Origin of the sequence: Acinetobacter sp. YH16052, assembly GCF_013417155.1 — a bacterium.
Lineage (GTDB): Bacteria > Pseudomonadota > Gammaproteobacteria > Pseudomonadales > Moraxellaceae > Acinetobacter.
The window spans coordinates 226,604-252,483 of the sequence record NZ_VPEO01000002.1 but is presented as its reverse complement, the minus strand read 5'-3'; the positions used below and the strand labels follow the sequence as shown (position 1 = coordinate 252,483).

The 25,880-nt window shown below is 45.0% G+C and carries 25 protein-coding genes; 17 read left to right on the top strand and 8 right to left on the bottom strand.

Translation table 11 applies throughout. The features are described from left to right. Positions 1–20: 20 nt before the first annotated feature. On the bottom strand, positions 21–641 hold the full coding sequence (locus FTV42_RS02655; RefSeq protein ID WP_004281026.1) for a TIGR00730 family Rossman fold protein: 621 nt from the start codon (positions 639–641) through the stop codon (positions 21–23). Positions 642–973: 332 nt separating this feature from the next. On the opposite strand from FTV42_RS02655, the gene FTV42_RS02650 reads away from it, so the two are divergent. The 6 genes from FTV42_RS02650 to FTV42_RS02625 all read left to right on the top strand — a co-directional run bounded on the left by FTV42_RS02650 (position 974) and on the right by FTV42_RS02625 (position 9,455). Beyond that, complete coding sequence (locus tag FTV42_RS02650; protein WP_174894110.1) at positions 974–2,551, top strand: TerC family protein; 1,578 nt, start codon at positions 974–976, stop codon at positions 2,549–2,551. Positions 2,552–2,623: 72 nt separating this feature from the next. After that, on the top strand, positions 2,624–3,088 hold the full coding sequence (locus FTV42_RS02645) for a YchJ family protein (RefSeq protein ID WP_180037309.1): 465 nt from the start codon (positions 2,624–2,626) through the stop codon (positions 3,086–3,088). 61 nt (positions 3,089–3,149) lie between these two features. After that, on the top strand, positions 3,150–3,794 hold the full coding sequence (locus FTV42_RS02640; RefSeq protein WP_004644893.1) for a trimeric intracellular cation channel family protein: 645 nt from the start codon (positions 3,150–3,152) through the stop codon (positions 3,792–3,794). Between the two features lie 129 nt (positions 3,795–3,923). After that, positions 3,924–5,243, top strand: coding sequence for an MFS transporter (locus FTV42_RS02635; RefSeq protein WP_180037308.1), 1,320 nt, complete (start codon positions 3,924–3,926; stop codon positions 5,241–5,243). Between the two features lie 165 nt (positions 5,244–5,408). Continuing rightward, the gene (gene parC, locus FTV42_RS02630) at positions 5,409–7,628 is read left to right on the top strand and encodes a DNA topoisomerase IV subunit A (RefSeq protein ID WP_180037307.1); all 2,220 of its coding nucleotides are present in this window, start codon (positions 5,409–5,411) and stop codon (positions 7,626–7,628) included. Between the two features lie 150 nt (positions 7,629–7,778). Next, on the top strand, positions 7,779–9,455 hold the full coding sequence (locus FTV42_RS02625; RefSeq protein WP_180037306.1) for an AMP-binding protein: 1,677 nt from the start codon (positions 7,779–7,781) through the stop codon (positions 9,453–9,455). 51 nt (positions 9,456–9,506) lie between these two features. Here FTV42_RS02625 and FTV42_RS02620 read toward each other — a convergent pair whose 3' ends face one another. Continuing rightward, a complete protein-coding gene (locus FTV42_RS02620; RefSeq protein WP_005108436.1) occupies positions 9,507–9,887 on the bottom strand; it encodes a hypothetical protein in 381 nt (126 codons plus the stop codon). A gap of 100 nt (positions 9,888–9,987) precedes the next feature. Between FTV42_RS02620 and FTV42_RS02615 the strand changes: the two genes are divergently transcribed. Both FTV42_RS02615 and ppa read left to right on the top strand, forming a co-directional pair. Next, positions 9,988–10,386, top strand: a complete 399-nt coding sequence (locus tag FTV42_RS02615) for an MAPEG family protein (protein WP_180037305.1) — start codon at positions 9,988–9,990, stop codon at positions 10,384–10,386. Positions 10,387–10,503: 117 nt separating this feature from the next. Beyond that, a complete protein-coding gene (gene ppa, locus FTV42_RS02610; protein WP_004644900.1) occupies positions 10,504–11,040 on the top strand; it encodes an inorganic diphosphatase in 537 nt (178 codons plus the stop codon). Between the two features lie 95 nt (positions 11,041–11,135). Here the strand turns inward: ppa and FTV42_RS02605 are convergent, their stop codons facing one another. Continuing rightward, entirely contained in the window at positions 11,136–12,482 is a 1,347-nt protein-coding gene (locus tag FTV42_RS02605) for an OprD family outer membrane porin (RefSeq protein WP_180037304.1), read from the bottom strand. A gap of 597 nt (positions 12,483–13,079) precedes the next feature. On the opposite strand from FTV42_RS02605, the gene FTV42_RS02600 reads away from it, so the two are divergent. Then, positions 13,080–13,814, top strand: a complete 735-nt coding sequence (locus FTV42_RS02600; protein WP_180037303.1) for a TorF family putative porin — start codon at positions 13,080–13,082, stop codon at positions 13,812–13,814. A gap of 46 nt (positions 13,815–13,860) precedes the next feature. On the opposite strand, the gene FTV42_RS02595 is transcribed toward FTV42_RS02600, so the two are convergent. Together FTV42_RS02595 and FTV42_RS02590 are read right to left on the bottom strand one after the other, a co-directional pair. Continuing rightward, positions 13,861–15,351 carry a YifB family Mg chelatase-like AAA ATPase gene (locus tag FTV42_RS02595; RefSeq protein WP_180037302.1) on the bottom strand — a complete coding sequence of 497 codons (1,491 nt, stop codon included), beginning with the start codon at positions 15,349–15,351 and terminating at the stop codon, positions 13,861–13,863. Between the two features lie 66 nt (positions 15,352–15,417). Then, a complete protein-coding gene (locus FTV42_RS02590; RefSeq protein WP_004732524.1) occupies positions 15,418–15,645 on the bottom strand; it encodes an accessory factor UbiK family protein in 228 nt (75 codons plus the stop codon). Positions 15,646–15,922: 277 nt separating this feature from the next. Here FTV42_RS02590 and glnK point away from each other — a divergent pair, with 277 nt between their 5' ends. From glnK to FTV42_RS02555, 7 genes are all read left to right on the top strand, one after another. Beyond that, entirely contained in the window at positions 15,923–16,261 is a 339-nt protein-coding gene (gene glnK, locus FTV42_RS02585; RefSeq protein ID WP_004281042.1) for a P-II family nitrogen regulator, read from the top strand. Between the two features lie 59 nt (positions 16,262–16,320). After that, positions 16,321–17,733 (top strand): ammonium transporter, encoded by a 1,413-nt coding sequence (locus FTV42_RS02580; RefSeq protein ID WP_180037301.1) that lies wholly within the window; start codon positions 16,321–16,323, stop codon positions 17,731–17,733. Positions 17,734–17,873: 140 nt separating this feature from the next. Continuing rightward, complete coding sequence (gene nrdR / locus FTV42_RS02575) at positions 17,874–18,338, top strand: transcriptional regulator NrdR (protein WP_004281044.1); 465 nt, start codon at positions 17,874–17,876, stop codon at positions 18,336–18,338. A 2-nt stretch (positions 18,339–18,340) separates the two neighbouring features. Beyond that, complete coding sequence (ribD, locus tag FTV42_RS02570; RefSeq protein ID WP_180037300.1) at positions 18,341–19,429, top strand: bifunctional diaminohydroxyphosphoribosylaminopyrimidine deaminase/5-amino-6-(5-phosphoribosylamino)uracil reductase RibD; 1,089 nt, start codon at positions 18,341–18,343, stop codon at positions 19,427–19,429. Further along, positions 19,426–20,718: a DNA adenine methylase gene (locus FTV42_RS02565; RefSeq protein ID WP_004644908.1), complete on the top strand. Its 1,293-nt coding sequence runs from the start codon at positions 19,426–19,428 to the stop codon at positions 20,716–20,718. Before ribD ends, FTV42_RS02565 begins: the two co-directional genes overlap by 4 nt. A gap of 22 nt (positions 20,719–20,740) precedes the next feature. Further along, positions 20,741–21,400 (top strand): riboflavin synthase, encoded by a 660-nt coding sequence (locus FTV42_RS02560; RefSeq protein WP_004644909.1) that lies wholly within the window; start codon positions 20,741–20,743, stop codon positions 21,398–21,400. A 109-nt stretch (positions 21,401–21,509) separates the two neighbouring features. Beyond that, positions 21,510–22,055, top strand: a complete 546-nt coding sequence (locus FTV42_RS02555; RefSeq protein WP_004281049.1) for a VTT domain-containing protein — start codon at positions 21,510–21,512, stop codon at positions 22,053–22,055. Between the two features lie 61 nt (positions 22,056–22,116). Here the strand turns inward: FTV42_RS02555 and FTV42_RS02550 are convergent, their stop codons facing one another. From FTV42_RS02550 to FTV42_RS02540, 3 genes are read right to left on the bottom strand one after another with little or no spacing between them, the layout of a single operon-like run. After that, positions 22,117–22,746 (bottom strand): hypothetical protein, encoded by a 630-nt coding sequence (locus tag FTV42_RS02550; RefSeq protein ID WP_180037299.1) that lies wholly within the window; start codon positions 22,744–22,746, stop codon positions 22,117–22,119. 26 nt (positions 22,747–22,772) lie between these two features. Continuing rightward, positions 22,773–23,180 carry a DNA polymerase III subunit chi gene (locus FTV42_RS02545; protein WP_004281051.1) on the bottom strand — a complete coding sequence of 136 codons (408 nt, stop codon included), beginning with the start codon at positions 23,178–23,180 and terminating at the stop codon, positions 22,773–22,775. Beyond that, complete coding sequence (locus FTV42_RS02540) at positions 23,173–24,621, bottom strand: leucyl aminopeptidase (RefSeq protein WP_180037298.1); 1,449 nt, start codon at positions 24,619–24,621, stop codon at positions 23,173–23,175. Before FTV42_RS02540 ends, FTV42_RS02545 begins: the two co-directional genes overlap by 8 nt. A 156-nt stretch (positions 24,622–24,777) precedes the next feature. On the opposite strand from FTV42_RS02540, the gene lptF reads away from it, so the two are divergent. Next, positions 24,778–25,878: an LPS export ABC transporter permease LptF gene (lptF, locus tag FTV42_RS02535; RefSeq protein WP_180037297.1), complete on the top strand. Its 1,101-nt coding sequence runs from the start codon at positions 24,778–24,780 to the stop codon at positions 25,876–25,878. Positions 25,879–25,880: the final 2 nt, after the last annotated feature.

Here is a 25,880-nt window from a genome sequence, read left to right as displayed (position 1 = left end):
TTTTTCTTAATTGGAACGGTTTAAACCACAAATCTTTGCGGATGGCCTAAATTGGTTAAAGTTGTATAAATTTCTTCTTCGTGTTCGCAAATGATCAGTTTGGCGCGATGCTGTGGCGGTAAAAAACCATCTTCAACGGCGCGGTCCAGCTGCGCAATCAAGGCATCATAGAAGCCATTCACGTTATAGAGCATCATCGGTTTCTGGTGCTGGTTTAGCTGACCCCAAGTGGCAATTTCCAGAATTTCCTCAAACGTGCCCAGTCCACCTGGCAAGGCCACAAAGGCACAGGCCCGCTCGGCCATCATAGCCTTGCGTTGATGCATGCTGGTCACCACATGTAATTCGGTGAGCTGGTTATGGGCAATTTCATAATCCAGCATAAATTCAGGAATCACCCCTACAGCTTCACCGCCATGCTGGATCATGGCATCCGCGACCTGTCCCATCAAGCCAATACTGGCGCCACCGTAAACCAGCCCGAAACCATGTTCTGCCAGTCCTTGCGAGAGATGAATGGCTTTTTCTAAATAAACCGGTTTGTTGCCTGCACGTGAACCACAATAGAGAGCCACTAGAGGGCGTGTTGTTTTTGGGGAGTTTTCTTTAAAATAATCTGTCATTTGAATTACGCTTTGCATTTATTTTCTTCACCTTATCATTTTTCTTTCTTGTGACTATAGCTTAATTAATAAATATGACAATTCTGTGAGCAGGGACATTTTCACTGCAATAGGGCTCAGCAAAATTCATCGATAAACAGCTATGAAAACAGGTGAATTTCAAATTGATCTTGATATACTGAAAATTGGATTCACAACAATAGAACGACGATGGGTAGTGGTAGTTGGCCGTTTAACTTTATAAATCTACGCCAAATAATTGATCTTATTCAATATAAAAAATTCTGTTTTGCTGTGTCACAGCGTCAGGTGATTCCATGCTGCAGTCCTGAGCTTCAGGAGCCAAGCGTATGATCTTTGAATGGATGTCAGACCCTTCAGCCTGGGTCGGTTTACTCACGTTGATTGTTCTTGAGATTGTACTCGGGATCGACAATCTGGTTTTTATTGCTATTTTGGCGGAGAAACTGCCACCAGAACAACGTAATACGGCGCGGATTGTCGGCTTGATGCTGGCCCTGCTGATGCGTTTGATCTTACTGGCCTCGATTGCCTGGGTAGTGACCCTCACTGATCCACTATTCCACATCTTTGATCATGCTTTCTCGGGCCGCGATCTGATTCTATTGTTTGGTGGGGTGTTCCTGCTGTTTAAAGGCACCATGGAACTGCATGAGCGTCTGGAAGCCAAACCCGTCATCAAAGAAGAAAATCCGGTCCATGCGGTATTCTGGATGGTGATTGTCCAGATCGTGGTGCTGGACGCCGTATTCTCATTAGACAGCGTGATTACTGCGGTTGGTATGGTCAAAGACCTGTCAGTGATGATGATTGCCGTGATTATTGCCATCGGGATTATGCTCTGGGCATCCAAAGCTCTGATGGATTTCGTCAACAGACATCCGACCGTGGTGATTCTGTGTCTGGGCTTCCTGATGATGATCGGCTTCTCGCTGGTGGTCGAAGGCTTCGGTTTCCATATTCCGAAAGGTTACCTGTATGCTGCAATTGGCTTCTCGGTGATTGTCGAATTTATTAACCAAACCATGAAACGCAATCAGGAAAAAATGGTGACCACCACCGACATGCGCTACCGTACTGCTTCTGCCGTAATGCGGATGCTGGGTGGTAAACCTGCTCAGGACAATGATTCTTCTGAGCCGGAAGATGTTCTGGCGACACGTGCCTTTGCTGATGAAGTCTTTAATGATGAAAACGGTATTTATCACAGTGTCATGGTGCAGGGGGTACTGGGTCTGTCGGAACGTCCGGTCAAGTCGGTGATGACGCCACGTCCTGAACTAGAATGGATTGATCTGGACAATGAGCCCGACAGTATCAAAGAACATTTATTGCAAATGAGCCATTCACGTCTGATCGTGGCGCGTAGTGAACTCGATAATATTGCCGGGGTGGTACTGACCCATAAAGTCCTGAACGAATACATTGAAACCGGGGTGCTGGATTTTGAAAAGCACTTACGTGAACCGGTGATCGTGCATGAAAATGCCCAGGTTCTGATGGTGATGGAGCAATTGCGTCAGGCTCCATTGCAAATGGCGATTGTCCTGAATGAATATGGTTCGATTGAAGGGATTGTCACGCCAATTGATATCCTTGAAGCAATTGCCGGTGAATTTCCGGATGAAGATGAGCTGCAAGCTGCCGCAGAAAGCCTGGAAGATGGCAGCCTGATTCTGGATGGTTCCACTGATATTCGTCATGTTTCGTTACTGCTGGATCGTGATCTGGTCAATGAAACCGAAGAATATTCAACCTTGTCTGGCTATGTGTTATTCCATATGGCACGTTTACCGCATAGCGGTGAAAAGTTTGAAGCAGACGGGCATATCTTTGAGGTCGTCACCATGGACGGTCATAAGATCGACAAAGTGCATATCATTCCGCAGCTTCCTGCACAGGACTAGACTCTAGTCATGTTTGGTCTTTAAAGTTTGCTAAAATAGCCCGCATTGTCGGGCTATTTTTATGGAACTAAAATGTCAGAAGCATGTCCATGTGGACAAGGCGAATATCACAGCTGTTGTCAGCCGCTGCATGCAGGAAAACAGATCGCAGAGACTGCACAGCAACTCATGCGTTCCCGTTACAGTGCCTTCGCCAAGCATGAAATTGATTACATCAAAACCACGACTGCGCTGGGTCAGCAACAAGCGCTGGACCTGCAGGCAATTAGTGAATGGAGTAAAGCCAATCAATGGTTAAAGCTTGAAATTGTTCAAGCCAATGAAAAACTAGATAAAAATCATGCCTTGGTCGAGTTTAAGGCACATTATCATGATGGCAAGCAGGCACAGGTGCATCATGAAGTTTCGCATTTTGTGAAGTTTGAAGGTCGCTGGTATTTTCTGGATCCGACTACAGACCATAACATCACCATGAAACAGGCCTGCATTTGTGGTTCGGGGAAAAAATTTAAGCAATGTTGTGCCGGATTCTTATAACTTTCACACAGATTTAGCTTAGAATAGCCGCCATCTCATAGCCTCAGGTGGAAGCAGGGCGATGTTACTGACCGTCATCTATATTATTGCAATTACCGCTGAAGCCATGACCGGGGCACTGTCCGCTGGCCGGCGCAGCATGGACTGGTTTGGCGTGATGATTATTGCCTGTGTCACGGCACTGGGCGGTGGTTCGGTCCGTGATGTTCTGCTCGGACATTATCCCTTGACTTGGGTCAAACATCCCGAATATCTGGTGCTGACCTGTTGCGCCGCCTTCGTCACCATCCTGATTGCCAAATGGATGCGACAGTTACGTAATGTCTTCCTGGTACTGGATGCCTTGGGGCTCATTGGCTTTACCATTATTGGCTGTCAGATTGCCCTGGAAATGGGACATGGTTTTGTGGTCAGCGCCGTTGCGGGTGTCTTGACCGGTGTGTCTGGCGGGATTTTGCGTGATATTTTATGTAATGACGTACCGCTGGTGTTCCGCCGTGAACTGTATGCCAGTATTGCCTTTGTTTCAGTGATCTTTTACTGGCTCTGTAGTCACTACGGCTTGTCGCAGGATCTGACCATTCTGTCTACCCTGATCTTTGGTTTTAGCTTACGTCTGATCGCCATCTATTTTGGTCTGGAAATGCCAAAATTCATTTATAAAGATGATGATGAGCACTCGGCATCTTCCAAAGACGAATCTTAATTTTTAAATGTATGAAGTGCGGCAATAAAAATAGCCGCATTCAACTCAATTCGTAGTATAAAAAATATAAAGCAGCCCACCTGTTGAGAAAGCAGCATCTCCCGTTCCACCTGATCAGAGATTTTTGTTATGGATTTAGTTTCTCGCATACAACGCTTACCGATTGGTAGGTTTCACTACACCTTGCTGGTGGTGATTGGACTGGGCTGGATGTTTGATGCGATGGATACCGGATTGATTTCCTTTATCCTGGCCAAAATGGCTGAAGACTGGCAGATGACTGCGGATCAAAAAAGCTGGGTAGTGTCGATCGGTTTTGTCGGCATGGCGATCGGGGCGATTTGTTCAGGTGGCCTGGCAGACCGTTTTGGCCGTAAAACAGTCTTTGCTGCGACTCTGGTCATTTATAGCTTGGCCACGGCAGCCTGCGCTTTTGCACCGAATCTGACTTGGCTACTAGTATTCCGTTTTATTGTCGGTTTAGGCTTGGGTGGTCAGCTACCCGTGGCCGTAACGCTGGTCAGTGAATATATTCCTGCGCATGTACGTGGCCGTTTTATTGTCTTGCTGGAAAGTTTTTGGGGGCTGGGCTGGCTGGTCGCGGCGCTAGTATCGCGCTTTATCATTCCAGATTTTGGCTGGCAAACCGCTTTCATGATTGGTGGCCTGCCTGCGCTGTATGCCATCGTGATCTGGAAAATGGTGCCGGAATCTATTCCTTTCCTGATTAACCGTGGCCGTATAGAGGAAGCTTCGGCACTGGTGAAAAAGATTGAGCGTCAATGTGGCGTTCAAGTCTATGAAATTTTTGAAGTGAAACCGGTCGCAGAGAACCAGAATATTTCATTTTCCCAGTTATGGTCGGGTATCTTTGCGCGCCGTACGCTTATGCTCTGGCTGATCTGGTTCGGTATTATCTTTTCCTATTATGGCATCTTTACCTGGTTGCCAAGTTTACTGGTCAAAGAAGGCTATAGCATTGTCCAGTCTTTTGAATATGTGCTGATTATGATTCTGGCACAGTTGCCCGGTTATCTGGTGGCGGCATGGCTGGTCGAAAAACTCGGTCGTAAGCCGACTTTGGCCGGCTTTATTGGCATGTGCGCGGTCTCGGCCTATTTCTTTGGTCAGTCGGGTAGTGTTACTGAAATCGTGATTTGGGGCTGTCTGATGTCCTTCTTTAATCTGGGTGCCTGGGGCGTACTCTATACTTATACCCCGGAACAATATCCGACCAATATCCGTGCCTTTGGTTCAGGCTGGGCCGGGGCTGTTGGCCGGATTGGCGGTATCGCGGCACCTTTTGCTGTAACCCATCTGATGGGTATGCCGAATGGCTTTAGCTATGTCTTTACCATGTTTACGGCAGTTCTGGTCGCTGTCGCGATTGTGATTCTGGTCTTGGGTGAAGAAACCAAAGGCAAGACCCTCGAATCGATGGGCTTATAAAGGGAATGATTTTTTAGTTGCTTAGGGCCTATAAAGTGGATATTTTTAGGCCATAAGACACAAATTGTCGCGCTGAACGATTTGATGCCCTTGTGTCATCTACAGCCACGACTTAGCATAAGAAACATTGATACAAAAACGAATTATTTAGGACTATAGGTTGTTATGACAAGCCTTGCGCATCATGCGACAGAAAACCGCTCCGTAGCAGAATTTACCGAACAAGCTTATCTGAATTACGCCATGTACGTGATTATGGATCGGGCACTCCCTCATATTAGCGATGGCCTGAAACCGGTACAGCGCCGGATTGTCTATGCCATGAGTGAGCTGGGCCTGAAATGGACCAGCAAACCAAAGAAATCGGCACGTACAGTCGGTGACGTACTGGGTAAATACCATCCGCATGGTGACTTGGCCTGTTATGAAGCCATGGTGCTGATGGCACAGCCCTTTAGTTATCGTTACCCGTTTATTGAAGGGCAGGGCAACTGGGGTTCACCAGATGATCCAAAGTCTTTCGCAGCGATGCGTTATACCGAAGCCAAGCTTTCCCAGTACAGTGAACTATTACTGTCTGAACTGGGACAGGGCACCTGTGAATGGCAGGACAACTTTGACGGTTCGATGAAAGAACCGGTGAACTTGCCGGCACGTGTACCGAACATCTTGCTGAATGGCACCACTGGTATTGCTGTCGGTATGGCCACAGACATTCCACCGCATAACCTGCGTGAAGTGGTCAAAGGGACGATTGCGCTAATTCGTAATCCGAACCTGACCGATGAAAAAATCGCAGAATATATTCCCGCGCCAGACTTGCCGACCAAAGCCGAAATTATCACCCCGCCTGCTGAACTGTTAAAAATTCAGACCACAGGTCGTGGCAGTTATCGCATGCGTGCGGTCTATAGCGTCGATAAAAACGAAATTATCATCACCGAACTGCCATATCAGGTCTCAGGCTCCAAAATCATCACCCAGATTGCCGATCAGATGCAGGCCAAAAAACTGCCACTGGTCAGTGATGTACGGGATGAATCGGATCATGCCAATCCAACCCGTTTAGTCATTGTTCTGCGTTCGAATCGTATTGATGCCGAATCGGTGATGAGTCACTTGTTTGCCACCACCGATCTGGAATCCAGTTATCGTGTCAATATGAACATGATTGGTGCCGATGGCCGTCCACAGGTGAAATCAATTCGTCGTATTTTGCTGGAATGGATTGAAATCCGTAAAACCACGGTAACACGCCGTCTGCAATATCATCTGAACAAGATCGAAAAACGCCTACATATTCTCGGCGGTCTGATCATTGCTTATCTGAATATTGACGAAGTGATTCAGATTATTCGTGAAGAAGATCAGCCAAAACCAGTTTTGATGCAGCGTTTTAATATTGACGAGATTCAGGCCGAAGCGATTCTAGAACTAAAATTGCGTCATTTAGCCAAGCTTGAAGAAATGGAAATGCGCCGTGAGCAGGAAGAACTGGAAGCAAAAGCGGCAGTAATTCGTGAACAACTGGCCAATCCAGAATCTTTAAAAAACCTGATCATTGCTGAACTGAAAGACGATGCCAAGAAATTTGGTGATGATCGCCGTTCGCCAATCGTGCAGCGCGCTGAAGCGGCGGCAATTAATGAAAATGAAATGTTGCCGGCCGATCCTGTAACAGTGGTGTTATCAGAAGCTGGCTGGATTCGCTGTGCCAAAGGTCATGAAGTCGATGCAGAAAATCTGAATTTCCGTGCCGGTGATCAGTACTTGAGTCATGCACAGGGCAAATCCAACCAACGCGTTTATGTATTAGATGACACTGGGCGTAGCTATGCCTTGGCCATCAATACGTTGCCGTCTGCGCGTGGTCTGGGCGAACCGCTCAGTTCAAAACTGTCTCCAGGCAGCGGAGTGGGTTTTAAACAGGTTCTGGTGGCAGAGGATGAAACTGAAATTCTAGCAGCAAGCAACAAAGGCTATGGCTTTAAAACCCAGGCCAAGCAGCTGGATACCAGTGCCAAAGCCGGGAAAGCTTTCCTGAATTTATCTGAAGGGGCAGAGGTCATGAACCTGCAGCCACTCGAAGATGCCACACATGTTGCACTGCTCAGTTCAGCAGGACGCCTGTTGATTGTCGATTTAACAGAATTACCTGTATTGAACAAAGGTAAAGGAAATAAATTGATACAACTTGAAGATGATGAACAAATTTTGTCCATGACAATATTGAAGCTTGATGAAATAATTCAAGTGCTTGCAGGACAACAGCAGTTAAAATTAAAAGGGGATGATTTGCGTAAATATATCGGCAAGCGCGGTGCAAAAGGACAGCTTTTACCACGCGGATATCAAAAAGCAAATAAACTGTTGATTCAAAGATAAGACTAGCATCCATCCTGCGAAATACGTTATATATGAACAACGATTCAACAAGATGGATGCAATATCGCACATATACAAGTCTAAAAATGGCGTGTGATATTGAAAAAAACAGTTGAAATACTAAGGATTATGATTGGAGAGATGGCCATTATGGAAAAAATTTGGTTTGCTGAATACCAAAAAACAGGGATTCCAGAAACAGTAGAATTACCAGCAGAAAATACTTCTCTAGTAGATGTTTTTGAGCGTAATTTCCAAAAATTCGGCTCGCGTGATGCCTTTATCTTTATGGATAAGGCTATGACTTTCAATGAATTGGAAGAGGCGAGCCGCAAGTTTGCAACTTATCTACAAAGCTTGGGGTTGGCAAAAGGTTCACGTGTGGCAGTGATGATGCCAAACGTTCTTCAGTATCCGGTTGTGGCACTTGGGGTGTTCCGCGCAGGTTTGGTACTGGTCAACGTGAATCCACTCTATACATCACGTGAACTTGAGCATCAATTAAATGACTCTGGCGCTGAAGTGCTGGTGATTATTGAAAACTTTGCTTCTGTTTATCAAGCGATTATTGGTAAAACACCGGTGAAACATGTCGTGGTAGCTTCTGTCGGTGACATGCTGGGTGCCTTGAAAGGGACACTGGTGAACTTTGTATTGCGTTCTGTGCGCAAGCAAATTCCAGCTTGGGATATTCCAGGCCATGTGAGATTTAATGCGGCGTTATCTAAAGTTAATCCAAGTAACTATAAACGCCCTGAATTGACCCTTAGCGATACAGCAGTTCTTCAATACACAGGTGGTACCACAGGCGTATCTAAAGGCGCTGAACTGACACATCGTAACCTGGTTGCGAACATGCTGCAGTGTGACGGCATCTTCCAGAGTAAATTTGGTGCGCAAGATGGTCAGCCAGATGACCGTATTTTCTGTGCTTTGCCGCTTTATCATATCTTTGCATTCATGGTATGCGCACTTTACGGTATGTACAAAGGTCAGGCGAATGTTCTGATTCCAAACCCGCGTGATTTACCTGCGGTGATGAAAGAGCTACGTAAATACCAGCCGACTTTCTTCCCGGCAGTGAACACACTTTTCAATGCGCTGGTAAACAATGAAGAGTTTAAGCAACTTGATCATAGTAAACTGAAAATGGCGATGGGCGGCGGTATGGCCGTACTTCCTTCTACTGCAGCAGCATGGAAGAAAGTTACCGGAACCAATATCGTTGAAGGCTATGGTTTGTCTGAAACTTCTCCGGTGGCAACAGCAAACCCACCTGCGTCTGAAGAATTCAGTGGCACTATTGGTATTCCATTACCATTGACTGAAGTGGCTATTCTGGATGATGAAGGCAATGAAGTTCCACTGGGTGAGCAAGGTGAAATTTTAATCCGTGGTCCTCAGGTCATGAAAGGCTATTGGAACCGTCCGGATGAAACTGAAAAAGTCATGGTGAATGGCTTCTTCCGTACCGGTGATATCGGTGTCATGGATTCACGTGGTTATGTGAAAATTGTAGACCGTAAGAAAGACATGATTTTAGTGTCTGGTTTTAACGTCTATCCATCTGAAATTGAAGAAGTTGTAGCAACTCATCCAAAAGTACTGGAAGTGGCTGCGATTGGTGTGCCAGATGAAAAATCGGGTGAAGTGCCAAAACTGTTTGTCGTGAAAAAAGATCCGTCTTTAACCACAGAAGAAGTTTTAGCATTCGCTAAAGAAAACCTGACCGGTTATAAACGTCCACGTTATGTCGAGTTTATGGATGAATTGCCAAAATCAAACGTAGGTAAAATCCTGCGTAAAGATTTACGTAAAACAGCCTAATACCTATAAGAAAAAAAAGCGCCGTCAGGCGCTTTTTTTGATTTGGACTTTTTATTTTTTCATTAACCAGCGATCAAAATAAGGACGACCTACACCAACTACTCCCAAGAAGATAAACATGGTGCCAAACTGGCGAGTAAATCCGGTTTGATTAAAGCTGCCATAACTTAGAATGTTATCGACCAAGCAATACACCAGAATCGCGACCAGCCAGTGCCAGAGAGGCATACGCTTGATACCGACGAAATAAAAGGCAATCCATAAAATGGCAAAGGTGAAGATTGGTGACCAGATATTCATATTGGCACAAATGACAGCCATCAGAAATGCCACAATCGGCAGGACAATTTTTAATACGCGATCCACTTGACGTTGATGCTGGCGTTGTTTCTCGAGGACATCGAACATTTCATTTTGATCAGGCGCGACCATAGTGAATCCTTAACAAGTAATAAAAAGCACTCTATTTAACAAAATTTATTCACGAAATGCCATGCTATGATAGAGATAAAATTTTCATGAGAAAAAACAGATGCACAGCATTAGTGGGGTTATTTATCTCATTTTGGCCGCTTGTCTTTTGCCTTATGTGTTTACATTGATTGCAAAAAAATCAGCAGGCTTCAGCAGCAAAGACAATCAGAACCCACGGGCATTTTTAGAAAAGTCTTCAGGCTTGGCCAGTCGCGCGAATGCTGCCCAGCAGAATAGCTTTGAAAGTTTGCCACTCTTTATTGCTGCTATTCTAATGGCGGAATATATGGTGGTGCCGCAAAGTGTAGTGATGACTTTTGGTGTGGCTTATCTGGTTTTTCGTGTGTTGTACGGAATCTGCTATCTGGCCAACTGGGCGACTTTACGCTCTATCGTATGGTTGCTCTCGATGTTATGTCCTGTGACCTTATTGCTGCTGATCATCAAGTTGGTTTAAGTCATCAGGTCTGCGGACATATTTACAGTTCGATATTTTAAAATCCAAAAAAATCTTTAAAAACCGTTATAATTGTCGCGGTTTTTTAAAAGATATAACTTGTTAAAGAGTGATGCTATGAGCTACAGCAATATCCCAGCGGGTAAAGATGCGCCAAACGATATCTATGTGATCATCGAAATTCCTGCAAATGCAGCACCAATCAAATACGAAATCGATAAAGATTCTGATGCGTTATTTGTAGACCGTTTCATGGGTACAGCAATGTTCTACCCAGCAAACTACGGTTATGTACCAAACACACTATCGCTTGATGGTGATCCATTAGACGTACTGGTTGTAACGCCTCATCCAGTAGAGCCAGGTTCTGTGATTCGTTGCCGTCCTGTCGGTAAATTGAACATGGAAGATGACGGTGGTGTTGATGCGAAACTGGTTGCAGTTCCACATGACAAACTGACTCCAATCTACAAAGATGTTCAGGAATATACTGATCTTCCTCCATTGTTGATTAGCCAGATCGAACATTTCTTCCAGCACTACAAAGATTTAGAGCCAGGAAAATGGGTCAAGCTCAGTGGTTGGGAAGGTGCTGATGTTGCGAAACAAGAAGTACTGGACTCAATTGCTGCTTATGCAGAAGCACATAAATAATTGCTTTTTGTCGTCTAGGGTTTAACTTTTTAAAGCCTGGAATAAAAAAACCTGCACATTGTGCAGGTTTTTTTATGGCTTGAAATTCGTGTGAATTAGAATAATTTCACAGGAATGTCTAACCAGATACGCCATTCATTAGTGTCACCAATGTAGTTTCCGTATTGGTATTCATCACTCGCACGGTAGTATGAGTGACGTACACGTAAGCTGGTATCTTTAGCAAAACCAGATTGAACTGTATATTTTACCTGATTAAAGAATTCACGTTCTTGAGCATCACCAGTGATTAATTGAGAGCGATCATTTTGATTAGCAACATCAATATCCCAACCATATACAAATGCAGAAGTCCAAGATAGGCCAGGAACATTCATTGCACTGAAATCGTAAGTGTATTGAAGCTGTGCTGATTTTTCATCATTACCAATGAAGTCAGACAGGTATGAGTTCGGCATATAAATGGTTTGATGACCATCACCTACACCTTGACCTAAACCATAGTCATAACCTGTATTACCTGTATTTTGTTGGTAAGCTAGCATGACATTGTGTGGGCCTTTATTATAGGTCGTAGAAATTGCCCAAATATTGTTGCTTAACTTATTTAGATCATTTGTGGTATGCGAATAAGTGTATGCACCACCATCTGACTTTTTATCCCAATCAGTATGATAGCCACTAAAGTCATGAGTTAAAGTACTACCATTCGCCAATGCATAACTATAGTTTGCATTAACATAATGACGCTCTAGGCGGTCTTTAATGTCTGTACCATAGTAAGAAGCATTCACTGCATCATTAAATTTGTATTTTGCACCCCAAACTATTGCGCGATCCAATTCATTACCATCAGATTTGATCTGGCTTGAACGCTGGTTTTCAGTAAATTTACCAGCAACGAGGCTTAAGTTTTCGATTTCATTACTTTCAACCAATACACCTGTAAAGTATTCAGGTACTAAACGCGCAGTATTGCTTGCAAGTACAGGTAAGTCTAAAACCTGAGTACCATAAGTAGCAGTCGTGTTTGAAACACGTGCTTTTACATATGCGCCGCCACGTGCCCAATGATCATAAGCTGAACCATCCGGATGTTGAGGAATCATGTCATTACCGGCATGTGCATTTTCACCCAATTTGAAAGATGCATCACCGATAATACCGGCACCAAAGCCGACTACACCTTTGGTAAAACCAGAGTCTAATTTAACGATCGCAGTCTGAGCAGCTGAACTTGTATCATTAACAACTTCACGTGCACCGGTTTGATTGTCGTTATAGTTTGTTTTATCGCGGTGCAAATAGCCGGTACGGAAAAGTACAGAACCTTCTGCGTCTTCTACAAAACCTTTCGATTCGCTTTGCTCGCTAGCGAAAGCGGTAGAAACCAAAGCAGCCTGAATCAAAACTGCTAATGTTAATTTTTTTGAATTTTGCATTGGGAAGAAAGCCTTATACAAATTGATCGGAATTTTTTAGGAATTGTATAAGAATTGCTGAAAAAATGTCATTTTTTATTGGATATATTCCACTAAAGTTTAGATTTTTTTAACTCAAATTAAACAATAGCAAGGATTTGAGGTGATTAATTTCTAACTTATCGGTAAAAATTGAGTAAAAACATAATTTTATTGGAAATTATAAATGATATTTATAAAGTGGTGAAATGAATGTGAGCAGCTTATTTATTTTAGAACGTGCAAAAATTTGATCAAAATTTACGCACTATTTTTTAACACAAATTTTATTCATTCTAAAAATGGAATCAAAATGGGGCAAATTGTAAATGATTATGTATAAGTATTAAAAAAGTGGTGAAATACCCTCAAATACATTTATTTAATAGAAAGCCTAGATAATTTAGTTTTTTATAGTTTAAATTTTAAATTAAAAACAATAACTTAAATTTTATTTATCTTTTTAGATTTATTATTTTGGTTCCTTTTAGCCAGATTGGCATAGCTCTTGCAAATTTTGAGCTTGAGTTTAATCAATGATCATAAAAACGTCTCAGACGATCTGGGGGGAGCCACACAATGAAATTAACATTAAAAGTATTATCTCTTGCTTTATTGGGCGCTGTATCTTCTTTTACTTTTGCTGAAGAACCTGTTGCTGAACATACGGTATCTGGAAATATCAGCGTACTCTCAAGCTATAACCTGCGTGGTATTACTAACATTCCTGAAAATAGCGGCGCTACCTTACAAGGTGGACTTGATTATAACCATGCGTCTGGCTTCTATGCAGGTTGGTGGGGATCTACGCTAGATTACACTTTGTCTGAAGAAGGACGTGATGCTTTCGAAAATAACTTCTATGCTGGCTATAGCCATGCAGTCAATGATGACTTAGGTTTAACGATCGGTACGACCTACTATTATTATTATGAATCTGATGTCAATTCTGATGGATTTGAGCTGTTATTGGGTATGAGCTATAAAGATTTGGGTGTTACAGCACAAACTCTTCTTGAAGATACCACTTGGGGCAATGCGGGTGATACCTATTTAAAAGCCACTTATAGCTATGCTTTACCACAAGATTTTAGCTTGGATACAGCTTTAGGCTTATATGCTTATGAAAAATCAGGTGACTTTATTGAAGGAACTACGGAAAGCTTTGGTTTCCGTCATTTTGACATCGGTTTAAGTAAGCCACTTGGTGACACAGGTGTAACTGCAAGCATGAATTATATCTTGGGTGGTTATGATCGTTTTGATGAAAAACAAAAGAATAAAGTTGTATTCGGACTCGGTTATAGCTTCTAATTCTCTTTAGATAAAAAGGCGACCTTAGGTCGCCTTTTTTAATGATCTAAATCTGCTGCTGCCCGCGATAAGACAGGGCTTCCGAAAGATGCTGACTTTGAATATCTGGACTTTGATTCAAATCCGCAATGGTGCGTGCAACACGCAAGACCCGATGATAGCCACGTGCTGATAAATTCAGTTTTTGCTGAGCCAGTTCAAGCATATGCTGAGCTGAATGATCTAATGTGGCATATTGCTCTAGCTGTTTTGGACTCAGACTCATATTCAAGGTATTTTGCCGTTGCATCTGAATTTCATAGGCTGCAATAACGCGTTGTCTAATCGTTTCCGAGTTTTCTGTAGGTCTATTATCCTGTAACTCATGTGCCTGTAATGGCGGTACATCAATATGCAAATCAATCCGATCCAGCAACGGGCCTGAAATCCGGTTCTGATAGCGCTTAATACTTTCGGGTGAACATTGGCAGCGGATATCTTGATTGAATGCATACCCACATGGACATGGATTCATGGCAGCCACCAACTGGAAATTAGCCGGAAAGGTAATTTGGCGTGATGCCCGGGAAATGACGATTTCTTTCGCTTCCAAAGGCTGACGTAGAACCTCCAGCACTTTGCGGTCGAATTCAGGCAGTTCGTCCAGAAATAAAACCCCTAAATGTGCCAGGGTAATTTCTCCTGGCTTGGGGTGTGAGCCGCCACCGACCAATGCCACCGCAGAAGCAGTATGGTGTGGTGCTCGAAACGGCCGTTGTCCAAAAGGGTGATTGGCATTCGCCACCGAATAAATACTGGCCACTTCCAGATTTTCCTGCGTCTTTAAGGGCGGCAAAATACTGGCCAATCGAGAAGCCAGCAAGGTCTTGCCTGTTCCGGGTGGGCCTCGAAACAGCAGGGAATGACCACCTGCCGCAGCAATTTCCAAGCCACGCCGTGGTCGTAATTGTCCTTTTACATCCGCCAGATCAAACTTATAAAAATGGTCTGTATTGAGTGGACTGGCTTCTATTTGCGGTAAGCGCTGCGCTTGGGAAAGATGTTCACACACTTCTTTTAAATGATTGGCTGCAAAGACTTTAAAGTCTGGGAGCTGACAGGCTTCCTGTGCATTGGGGCCAGGCAAAATCAGTTGATGCTGGTCACTTTGACAGGCAATGGCAATACTTAAGGTGCCGCTGACAGGACGTAATTGACCATCGAGGGCCAATTCTCCAATAAATTCAAGATGCTCGGTGCAATTTTCAGGCAGCTGCCCAGAGGCCACTAAAATACCTAAAGCAATCGGTAAGTCCAGACGTGAGCCATCTTTTGGCAGATCTGCAGGGGCCAGATTAATGGTCAGACGTTTGGTTGGAAATTGAAAGCCGCTATTCAAAATGGCAGAGCGTACCCGGTCTTTACTTTCACGTACCGCCGCTTCGGGAAGCCCCACTATAGTGAGCGAAGGCATACCCGAACTGACATGAACTTCGACTTCAATTAAAGGCGCATGCAGGCCCAGCAAGCCTCGCGTATAAATTTTGGCAAAAGACATTATTATTGTTCCAATTTGGTGCGTTATTTTTATAGTTCTGGTGTCTTTTATGCACTGTAGTTGTGCTTATTTTTTGTTCGAAATTCTCTCTTCTAATGCTTCCACCTGTTTGAGCAAATCATTCAGGCGATGATTGGCATTATTTAGGGCAGTACGCTGACGTTCTATTTCTTCTTTAGACACCAAATCCATTTTCGCCACAGCTTCATTTAACAGGGCACGGATATTATGTTCCAAATCTTTCTTAGGTTGTTCGACTTGCTGCAAAATTGCTTGTAATAAAGTTTCAATCATTGTCTGATCCATCGCCGTAGAAAGGAACCGACAGTTTAGCATTGCTAAAATGCAGACTATAGTATTTCAGACAAAATATAGACTTATTCGATTAAAGATATTGTAAAAATCCACATAAAAAATGTCTATTTTTTGAAGATTCAAAGCCTTTATCCGTATAAAATAAGGTATAAATAAACCACATGCCGGGCTTTCTAATTTCCCCCGACCTTAGGAATCTTGGCATGAAATTTGAACGTAAAACCTTACTGGTGAAATAAGCCGAAGGAAAACAAACATGAAGCTCGTAACTGCAATTGTAAAACCTTTTAAATTAGACGATGTTCGCGAAGCATTGTCTGAAATTGGTGTTCAAGGCATCACTGTAACTGAAGTGAAAGGCTTTGGTCGTCAAAAAGGCCACACTGAACTCTATCGTGGTGCTGAATACGTTGTAGATTTCTTGCCGAAAGTCAAAATTGAAATCGCGATTAGCGATGAAATGGTAGACGCGGTGATTGAATCTATTACTCGTGTGGCGAGCACTGGAAAAATCGGTGACGGAAAAATTTTCGTGACTAACTTAGAACAAGTCATCCGTATTCGTACAGGTGAAACAGGTGCAGACGCTGTCTAACTTGGCACGAAGTTTGCTGAGTACCTAATAACTCACAAAAACTTGGTTGGGGGATACGAATGAAAAAAATGCTACTCGCGTTCGGCATGGCCGGCGCTCTTTTTGGTGGTTCTGTTGCATGGGCTGAAGAAGCTGCAACAGCAACAACACCGACAGAAGAAATTGTGCTTGTTGAAGAAGCAGGCGATACAACAAATACAACAACAGACACTACAGCAGCAATTGCTGAAGCAGCGCCAGTTGAAGCTGCAGCACCTGCAGAAGAAGAACCAACTCTAGATACCGGCGATACCGCCTGGGTTTTAACCTCTACCGCTCTAGTTTTACTCATGACCATTCCTGGCTTGGCGCTATTTTATGGTGGTATGGTCCGTAAGAAAAACGTTCTGGCGACGATGGCACATAGCTTTATTGCTGCGGCTGTGGTCAGTATTGCCTGGGTGATTATTGGTTATACCCTAGCTTTCGGTGAAGGCAATGCCTTTATAGGCGGTCTGGACAAGTTCATGTTGGCCGGTATTACTACAGAGGCGCTTTCAGGCACGATTCCTGAAATCCTGTTTGTGATTTTCCAAATGACCTTTGCCATCATTACGGTTGCCATCATCAGCGGTTCGATTGCAGAACGTATGAAATTTGGTGCTTTCGTTGCTTTCATCGCACTTTGGGTGGTGATTGTCTATGCACCAATTACCCACTGGGTATGGGGTGGCGGCTGGTTAGCTAACGACGGCGCGCTGGATTTTGCTGGTGGTACGGTTGTACATATCAACTCGGGGGTTGCCGGTCTGGTAGCAGCGTATATGCTGGGCAAACGTATGGGCTTGGGTCGTGAATCTATGGCGCCGCATAACCTGACGCTTACTGTGGTCGGTGCATCTTTACTCTGGGTAGGTTGGTTCGGTTTCAACGGTGGTTCTGCATTAGGTGCCAACGGTTCTGCAGGCTATGCTTTGATCGTGACTCAAGTCGCAGCAGCGGCAGCAGCCATCTCTTGGTTAATCACTGAAAAACTGGCACGTGGTAAAGCTTCTGTACTGGGCGGCGTATCGGGTGCAGTTGCTGGTCTGGTGGTCATTACTCCAGCTGCAGGTTTTGTGACTGTAGGCGGTGCATTGGCGATGGGTCTGATCGGTGGTGTGTTGTGTTTCTGGGGGATTACGGCACTGAAACGCGCATTAAAAGCCGATGACTCTTTAGATGCTTTTGGTCTGCATGGTGTAGGTGGTATTGTCGGTGCGATTTTAACGGCCTTCTTTGCTAGCGAATTCATCATGGGTGACAATGCCCCTGCCAATGTCATGCATCAGCTTTGGGTGCAAGTGGAAGGTGTACTGGCGACAATTGCTTACTCTGCGATCATGACCTTCATTATCCTGAAAGTCATCGACTTGATCATTGGAATCCGTGTGGCATCTGATGACGAGCGTATGGGTCTGGATTTAAGCCAACATGGCGAACGTGTCGAATAATAATAAATACACCACAATCAATATATAGTGTAAAACAGCCCGAATGGGCTGTTTTTTTTCTATATGTTGCGTAAAACTCTACAAAGTTTGTAATTTTTGCTACACTCGGAATCCATCTGGATTTGTTCAATTAAACCGCTATGCATTGCCCATTTTGCAATACTGCAGACAGTAAAGTGATTGATTCACGCCTGGCAGCTGAAGGCTGTCAGATTCGTCGTCGCCGTGAATGTGTCAGTTGTAATGAACGCTTCACTACCTTTGAAAGCTATGAAGTGGTGATGCCGCGCGTCATCAAGTCGGATGGTAAAAATGAACCTTTCGATGAAGCCAAATTACGCCGTTCCCTGATGCATGCCTTACAAAAACGCCCGGTGACCCAAGAGCAGATTGAAACGGTGCTGAGCGATATTCAGCTACAGATTCGCCGTCTGGGTGAGCGTGATGTGAAATCACGTACCATCGGTGAAATCGTGATGCAGTCTTTATTTGCTCTGGATCATGTTGCCTATGTGCGTTTTGCTTCGGTCTATCAGGATTTTCAGGATGTCGAAGCTTTTCGTCATCAGATTGAACAGATGCAACAACGAGAATTACAAGAATAAGCATGGCTGAACTGAATCAAGATCAAATCTGGATGCGCCGGGCCATTGAATTGGCACGTCAGGGGCAATATTCCACCAAACCGAATCCGAATGTCGGCTGTGTCATTGTTAAAGATGGCATCGTGATTGGTGAAGGCTTTCATCCCCAAGCCGGCCAGCCACATGCTGAAGTCTTTGCGCTGCGTCAGGCCGGTGAACAGGCACGTGGTTCAACCGCTTATGTGACTTTAGAACCTTGTGCGCATTATGGCCGGACACCGCCTTGTGCCAAAGGTCTGGTGGAAGCAGGTGTGGCTAAAGTTGTCGTGGCCTGTCCTGATCCCAATCCGCTAGTGGCCGGAAAGGGCGTACAGATCCTGAAAGATGCGGGCATTGAGGTAGACGTTGGCATCTGTGAAGATGAAGCGCATGAGCTGAATCAAGGTTTCCTGAAAGCCATGGCGACTGGCATGCCTTATGTGCGTTTAAAAATTGCCTCAAGCCTGGATGGCCGTACCGCAATGGCATCGGGTGAATCGAAATGGATTACCGGTGTGGAAGCGCGTCAGGATGTACAGCATTGGCGTGCGATTTCAGGCGCAGTGATTACCGGAATTGAAACGGTCCTTGCTGATGACTGTCAGCTGAATGTACGTCAACTGGATGCTGTTGAAGATATCAAGACCGTGGTGCAACCGAAACGGATTGTTCTGGATCGTCAGGGACGTCTGCCACTGAGTGCAAAGATTTTAGCGCAACCTGAAACAGTGATGGTCATGGGGCCATTTCGTCAAGAGCTTGCAGACCTGGGTGTGCTACACTTGCCGGTACAGCCTTTAGCAGAATTATTAAAGCAACTGGTTCAGCAGCATCAGATTTATGATGTCTTGGTGGAAGCAGGGGCGACCTTATCTACGGCATTTTTACAACAAAAATTGGTTGATGAACTGGTCAGTTACGTTGCACCGACCCTATTGGGTCGGTCTGCGCGTACCATGTTTAATGCAGAATTTAGCCATATGGCCGAACAACTCCGATTTAAGCTGTGCGATGTAACTCGCTTAGGTGATGACGTGCGCTTCAGGCTAATTCCTTTTCAAGAGACACTATGAGTTCAGAGTCTACGGTTTATCATAAACGTCGCCATGCGGCACGTACCACCGATGAATATCTTTTCCATCAGCTGGTTCCTTATCTGGGCAATAAACGCCGTTTACTGCATTTAATTCTGGAAGCGTTGGAAAGTACGGGAACCCTGAACCGTGCTGATGGTCGTGCGCCGATTTTTGCTGACTTTTTTGCAGGTTCAGGCGTGGTCTCGCGCTTGGCCCGTCAGAATGGCTATCGTGTGATTGCCAATGACTGGGAGCCGTATAGCCATGCGCTGAATCATGCGGTACTGGCCTGTACTGAAGCACCGGCATTTAAAGAACTCGGTGGCTATCAGAAAGCGATTGATTATCTGAACCGTCTGCCGGAAGTTAAAGGCTGGGTGACGCATAACCTGTGTCCGCGTAATGATGAAATTTATGATCCAGCCCGTGACCGTTTGTTCTTTAAACGTCGTAACGGTATGCGTATTGATGCCATCCGTCAGCAGATTGCCGCCTGGCAGGCACAAGGTGCAATTGATGATGTGGAAATGTCTGCCTTGCTGGCACCCTTGCTGTATTCCGCCAGTTTTGTCAGCAATACTTCAGGCGTTTTCAAAAGCTTTCATCATGGCTGGGGCGGGAAAACCCAAACTGCGCTGGAACGGATTGAATCATTGCTGTGGCTGACTCCAAGCCGTTTTTGCGAGTCGGATCAGAAAAAGGGAATGGCCGCAGAAATGTGGTGTGTCGATGCCCAGCATCTGGCCAACCAGATGAGCGGCTTTGAAGTAGATGTAGCTTATCTGGATCCACCGTATAATCAGCATGCTTATAGCAGTAATTATCATGTGCTGAATGCGCTGACCTTATGGGATCAGGCCGATTTACCGACTCCGGATACCAAGGGCTTTAAGAGCGGGATTGACCGGGCATGGCGCAAAGAGCGTCCGAGCCAGTACAATTCCTCTAAATATGCCAAAGAAGCTTACGAGAGCCTGTTGGCCACCATCAATGCACGTTTCATTCTGACCAGTTATTCAACTGACGGTAATATCAGCGCTACCGATTTGTTACAGGCCAATCTGAAACGTGGCCGGGTGACCTTGCTGACCCAGGATGTGCCGCGTTATCGTGTTAGCAAACAGCGCCAGTCTGAACGTGCCCGCGTGCTGGAATTTATTGTGATTACCGATACCCACGCCAAGTCAGGTCCACCGATCCGTCAATTACTCAGCCAGCTGCATCATTATGCAGAATTGGGTGGTGTGGATACGACCGGCGTTAGTACCCAGTTGGCCCTCTGGTAAAAGAATTGAAAAGGAAATAAAAATGTTTACAGGTATTATCGAAAGCCTCGGCAAAGTCGAAAGTCTGCAAAGCGTTGGTGGTGATGTACGTTTACGCATCCAGACCGATCTGGACATGTCTGATGTACATCTGGGTGATTCTATCGCGACCAATGGTATCTGCCTGACCGTGATCGACTGGGGCGAGAACTGGTATGCGGCTGATGTTTCCCGTGAAAGTCTGAACCGGACCACGCTCGGCACCTGGAAAGCCGGTCAACCTGTCAATGTTGAAAAAGCCATGTTGCCGACTACGCGTTTTGGCGGTCATATTGTGTCAGGTCATGTCGATGCAGTTGGCGAGATCACCCTGGTACGTGAAGATGCACGTTCAATTTATTATGAAGTGACTGCACCTGCTGAAATTGCCAAATATCTCGCAGAAAAAGGCTCGGTCACAGTCGACGGCATCAGTCTAACGATTAATCATTTGCGTGGTAGCGTGATTAGTCTGAACCTGATTCCACATACTGCTGAACGTACCAATATCGGTACCTGGAAAGTCGGTAGCAAGGTCAATCTGGAAGTGGATGTATTGGCACGTTATATCGAGCGTTTATTGCTCGGTGATAAAGCCGCCCAAACCACTGAACAATCAAAAATCAGTATGGATTTCCTGGCTGAAAATGGTTTCTTAAAATAAGAGAAATGTTGATTTACTGAACAGTCTGATTGAAAAATTAGACTGTTTTTTTATTTTTCGGGATAATCAGCAGTTCAACTTGCAAATATTGCCTTGGTGGACGGGTCGAATGCTCGATTTTTTACTTAACTTGGAACAGTCATTGCCGCTATTGCTCGATCAATATGGGGTATGGATTTATGCAATCCTGTTTCTGGTGATTTTTGCAGAAACCGGTTCAGTGTTTTTCTTTTTCCTGCCCGGCGACAGTCTATTGCTGGCTGTGGGAGCTTTATGTGCCAGCAGCGATCTGGTGACCCTGCATTCGATGGGGCTGTTGTTATTCACTGCTTCGGTGCTGGGCTATAGCGTGAATTATTACACCGGAAAAGTCCTCGGTTTAAAATATTTCAACCAGCATTCACGCTATTTTAAGCCGGAATATATGGTGAAAACCAACCACTATTTTATGAAACATGGCGGTAAAACTATTTTAATCGCACGTTTTATTCCCTTTGTCCGCTCATTTGGCCCTTTTGCTGCCGGTTCAGCGCATATGAGCTTTGCCACATTCAGCTTTTATAATATTGCGGGTGGCATCCTCTGGATTGGCACTTTATTAAGCATTGGCTATCTGCTCGGAAATGCTGCCTTTATGCTGGCAGATTTTTTGTAAGATGCGACATAGAAGATAAAAAAGCCCGAATTTTCGGGCTTTTTTAATGTGAAAGGATCATTTAAATATTGCGTGGCTGATCAGAAAATTCAGAATTTTTCAGCATATACTCGATTTCTTCTTTGGCTGCCGCACGCATTTTTTCACGAAGTGCATTCACGGCCTGTTCAATCACGGTTTCTGCCTCAAGTTCCAGACGTAAACGCACACTTTCTAATTCGGATAAAATGGACTCGTCCTCAATCTGGATGCGACCTTTGGCAAAATCAAAAGTCGTCTCAGGATTTTTTGCATAACGTGCGACATAGTGCTGCACTTCAGCCTCTAGATGCGTATTTATTTCAGCAAGCACCTGACTCTGTTCGCTAAATTTACGCTGTTCCTCATGACGTAGCTGTTCTTGATAGGCCTGTTCTTCAGCACGTTTCTCGGCCAAGGCTTTTTCAAGCGCGAGCTGTTTGCGAATACGGGCTTCTTCAATTAATTCGGCCTTGCGCTGTGCATAGGCAGCTTCAATCTTGCGTTCAGATTCTTGCTGTAAGCGCTGGTCGCGACTCTGCCATTCTTCCAAAGACGTTTCTGGTTTTAAAATATCGCAGATCCGAGAGAGGTCATCGATAAAGGTCTGACGTACAGCTTCCGGCACATTTAACCAGCGCTGTTTAAAATCGGGACCTACATTTAATGCCACGTGCCTCTCCTTGTGGATGATATCGGTTAAAGCTTATGGGTGTCCGGTTCAATACCTAAACGACGATATTGCTTGAATTTTTCACGACCCAGCTGTTTAGCCGTTTCATGGTTTTCAATGATCTCAATAATGTGACTAAATTTTGTGTAAGGTTCAAGTGCTTCCGGATTAAAATTGAAAATAATCCAGTCGGACTGTTCCGGCAGTGTTGCCGAAATACAGACCGTCGCCTGAGGCTGGTCAATACCATGCGGAATAAAACTCGCGGGATCAAAACTCCACAGGCGTTCATCCAGCTGTTGTTGCAAATCTGTATCGGCACACAATAACCAGATTCGCGCCGGCTGGCGCAGAATCTTACGGCATAAACGACAAGTGCTGTCCACTTGTCGTTCAGGGCTTTTTTCAAATAAATAAAAGCTGACTTTAGCCATTGCTTTGAACGCGACTCGTCAGAAATTGCATCAATAATGGAACTGGACGGCCGGTTGCACCTTTATTGGTACCTGAGTTCCATGCCGTACCTGCAACATCCAGATGTGCCCAGCGATATTCACGGGTAAAACGTTGCAGGAAGCAGGCTGCAGTCACAGAACCAGCTTTTGGACCACCGATATTGCCAATGTCGGCAAATGGTGAATCCAGTTGTTCCTGATAGTCTTCCAGTACCGGCATACGCCATACCCGGTCAAAGGAATGCTGGCCGGCAGCTTCTAGTTCTGCTGCCAGTTTATCATCTGGCGTGAACAGACCCGTTAGTACTGAACCCAAAGCGACCACACAGGCACCGGTTAAGGTCGCAATATCAATCACCAAAGCAGGATTAAAACGTTTTACATAGGTCAAGGTATCACATAGGACCAAACGACCTTCGGCATCGGTATTCAGGATTTCAACCGTCTGACCGCTCATGGTCGTTACGATATCACCAGGACGGGTGGCTTTACCTGAAGGCATGTTTTCTGCTGCAGCGATGGTTCCCACCACATGTAGAGGTAAGCGGGCTTCGCACAATGCACGCATTGTACCGAGTACAGAAGCTGCACCGCACATGTCGTATTTCATCTCGTCCATGCCTGCGCCTGGTTTAAGGGAAATACCGCCGGTATCAAACGTAATGCCTTTACCCACCAAGACTACCGGTGCTTCGCTACGCTCTGACTGATATTCCATGCTGATAATCCGACCAGGACGCTCTGAACCTTTACTTACCGCAAGGAAGGCGCCCATGCCTAAATCTGCCATTTGCTGTTCATCCAGCACTGTGACTTTAAGTAGGTCTGGATATTCAGCCGCCAAAGCCACCGCCTGTTCTGCAAGATATTCAGGGAAACAGATATTGCCCGGACGGTTGCCCAGGTCACGTGCCAGATTTTGTCCGCTTTGCACTGCTTGTACCAGTTGCAACTGTTCGGTAGTTAAGACGCTATGAGTGGCAATCAGGTCGATCTGCTCGAGCACAAATTCATTCTTCTTGGATTTATATTCATCATAACCATAGCTGGCCTGAGTCAGGAAGAGCGCAAACAGATAATGGAATTCTTGTGGAAGTTGTGTCAGATCTACAGAAATCTGTTTGAATTTTTTTTGAGTGACTTGAATAATAGTTTGCGCGATTTTTGCAAGTTTTGCCGGTTGCAGTTCAGCGACCTTGCCTAAACCAATTAGTGCTGCATGGCTGGGCTGGCTCACCTGACCAATCAGGCTCAGGCTTTCCGCCAACGCTGCCTTGAATTGAGAGGCTTCAATTAATGTGTCTAAATTATTGATTTGATAGGTTGCGGTTGTATTCTGAAGTTGTTCCGAGTCAACTAAAATCAACAAAGATTGACTTGATCCATTCTCTGGGAATGACGTATTAATTGTAAGTTTCATATTCTGTTTTCACGCCTGTCTAGATGGGTAAATCATTCAGTCATTGAAACATTTATCTGAATAGATTTTCAATGGGCAGGGCGGCCTAGGTTTTATATTTTTGCTATTCGGGTAAACTAGCACTCGTTTTATGGACCTTATTTTGGAAGAATTAATTTGATTATTCGGCGTTATCTGGTCAAGCAAGTTGTCTCGACATCCTTGGTGGTGATTGCCTTATTGACCTTGATCATGATGGGCGGTCGACTGATCAGGTATTTTGGTGTCGCGGCGCAAGGCCGTCTGGATGCAGGCATTTTATTTAGCATTATTGGCTATCGTTTGCCTGAGTTCTTAACCCTGATTCTTCCGCTCGGTTTCTTTATTGGACTGATGCTGGTGTTTGGCCGTTTATATGTCGATCATGAAATGGCTGTAATGAATGGCAGTGGCGTCAGTCGGCATCAATTGGCGCGTCTACTGGTGCCGATGACCCTGGTGTTTTTGATTGCTCAGGCCGGATTGATGCTGTGGGCTGCGCCGTGGGGCATTCGCCAGTTTGAAGCCCTGACCACCAGTCAGGCGGTACGTACCGGCTTTGACCTGGTGAGACCGAAAGAATTTATCTCCTCTGGGCCCTATACTATTTATGCCGGTGACCTGTCAGAAGACCGTAAAAATTTAAAAGATATTTTCTTTTATCAGCGTGCGGAAAAAGAAGGCAAACCGGATGTGATGATTCTGGCGCAGGAAGCCACCCGAATTGAGGTACCGAATGATGCTGCCAATGTGGTGGATCTGGTCCAAGGTCGCCGTTATGAGATCTATCCGGGCACACCGCAATATACCCAAGCTGAATTTGAAAGCTATCGTCTGCGCTTAGAAAGCGATGAAGAAGCGCAATTTGCCAGTACTGAAGTTGAAGCCTTACCGACCTCGCAATTGTGGCAGAACCGTCAGGATCCTGTAGTGGCCAGTGAGCTGGGCTGGCGGGTGTTTGTTCCTTTTGCGATTCTGATTGCCCTGATTCTGGCTGTGGCATTGTCCGAAGTGAGCCCACGACAGGGTCGTTATCTCAAGTTATTTCCTGCCCTCATGATCTTTGCCAGTCTGATTGTAGCCTTGATGGCAGTGAAGACCCGGATCAGTAAAGAAGAAATGGGAATATGGGCCTATCCATTGATCCTGATTGCCTATGCAATTGCGGGTGCCTTGTTCTCACGTAAACAGAAATTAGGTCCAAAAATCAAGAAACAGATTCAGCGAGTGAGGTCTTAACA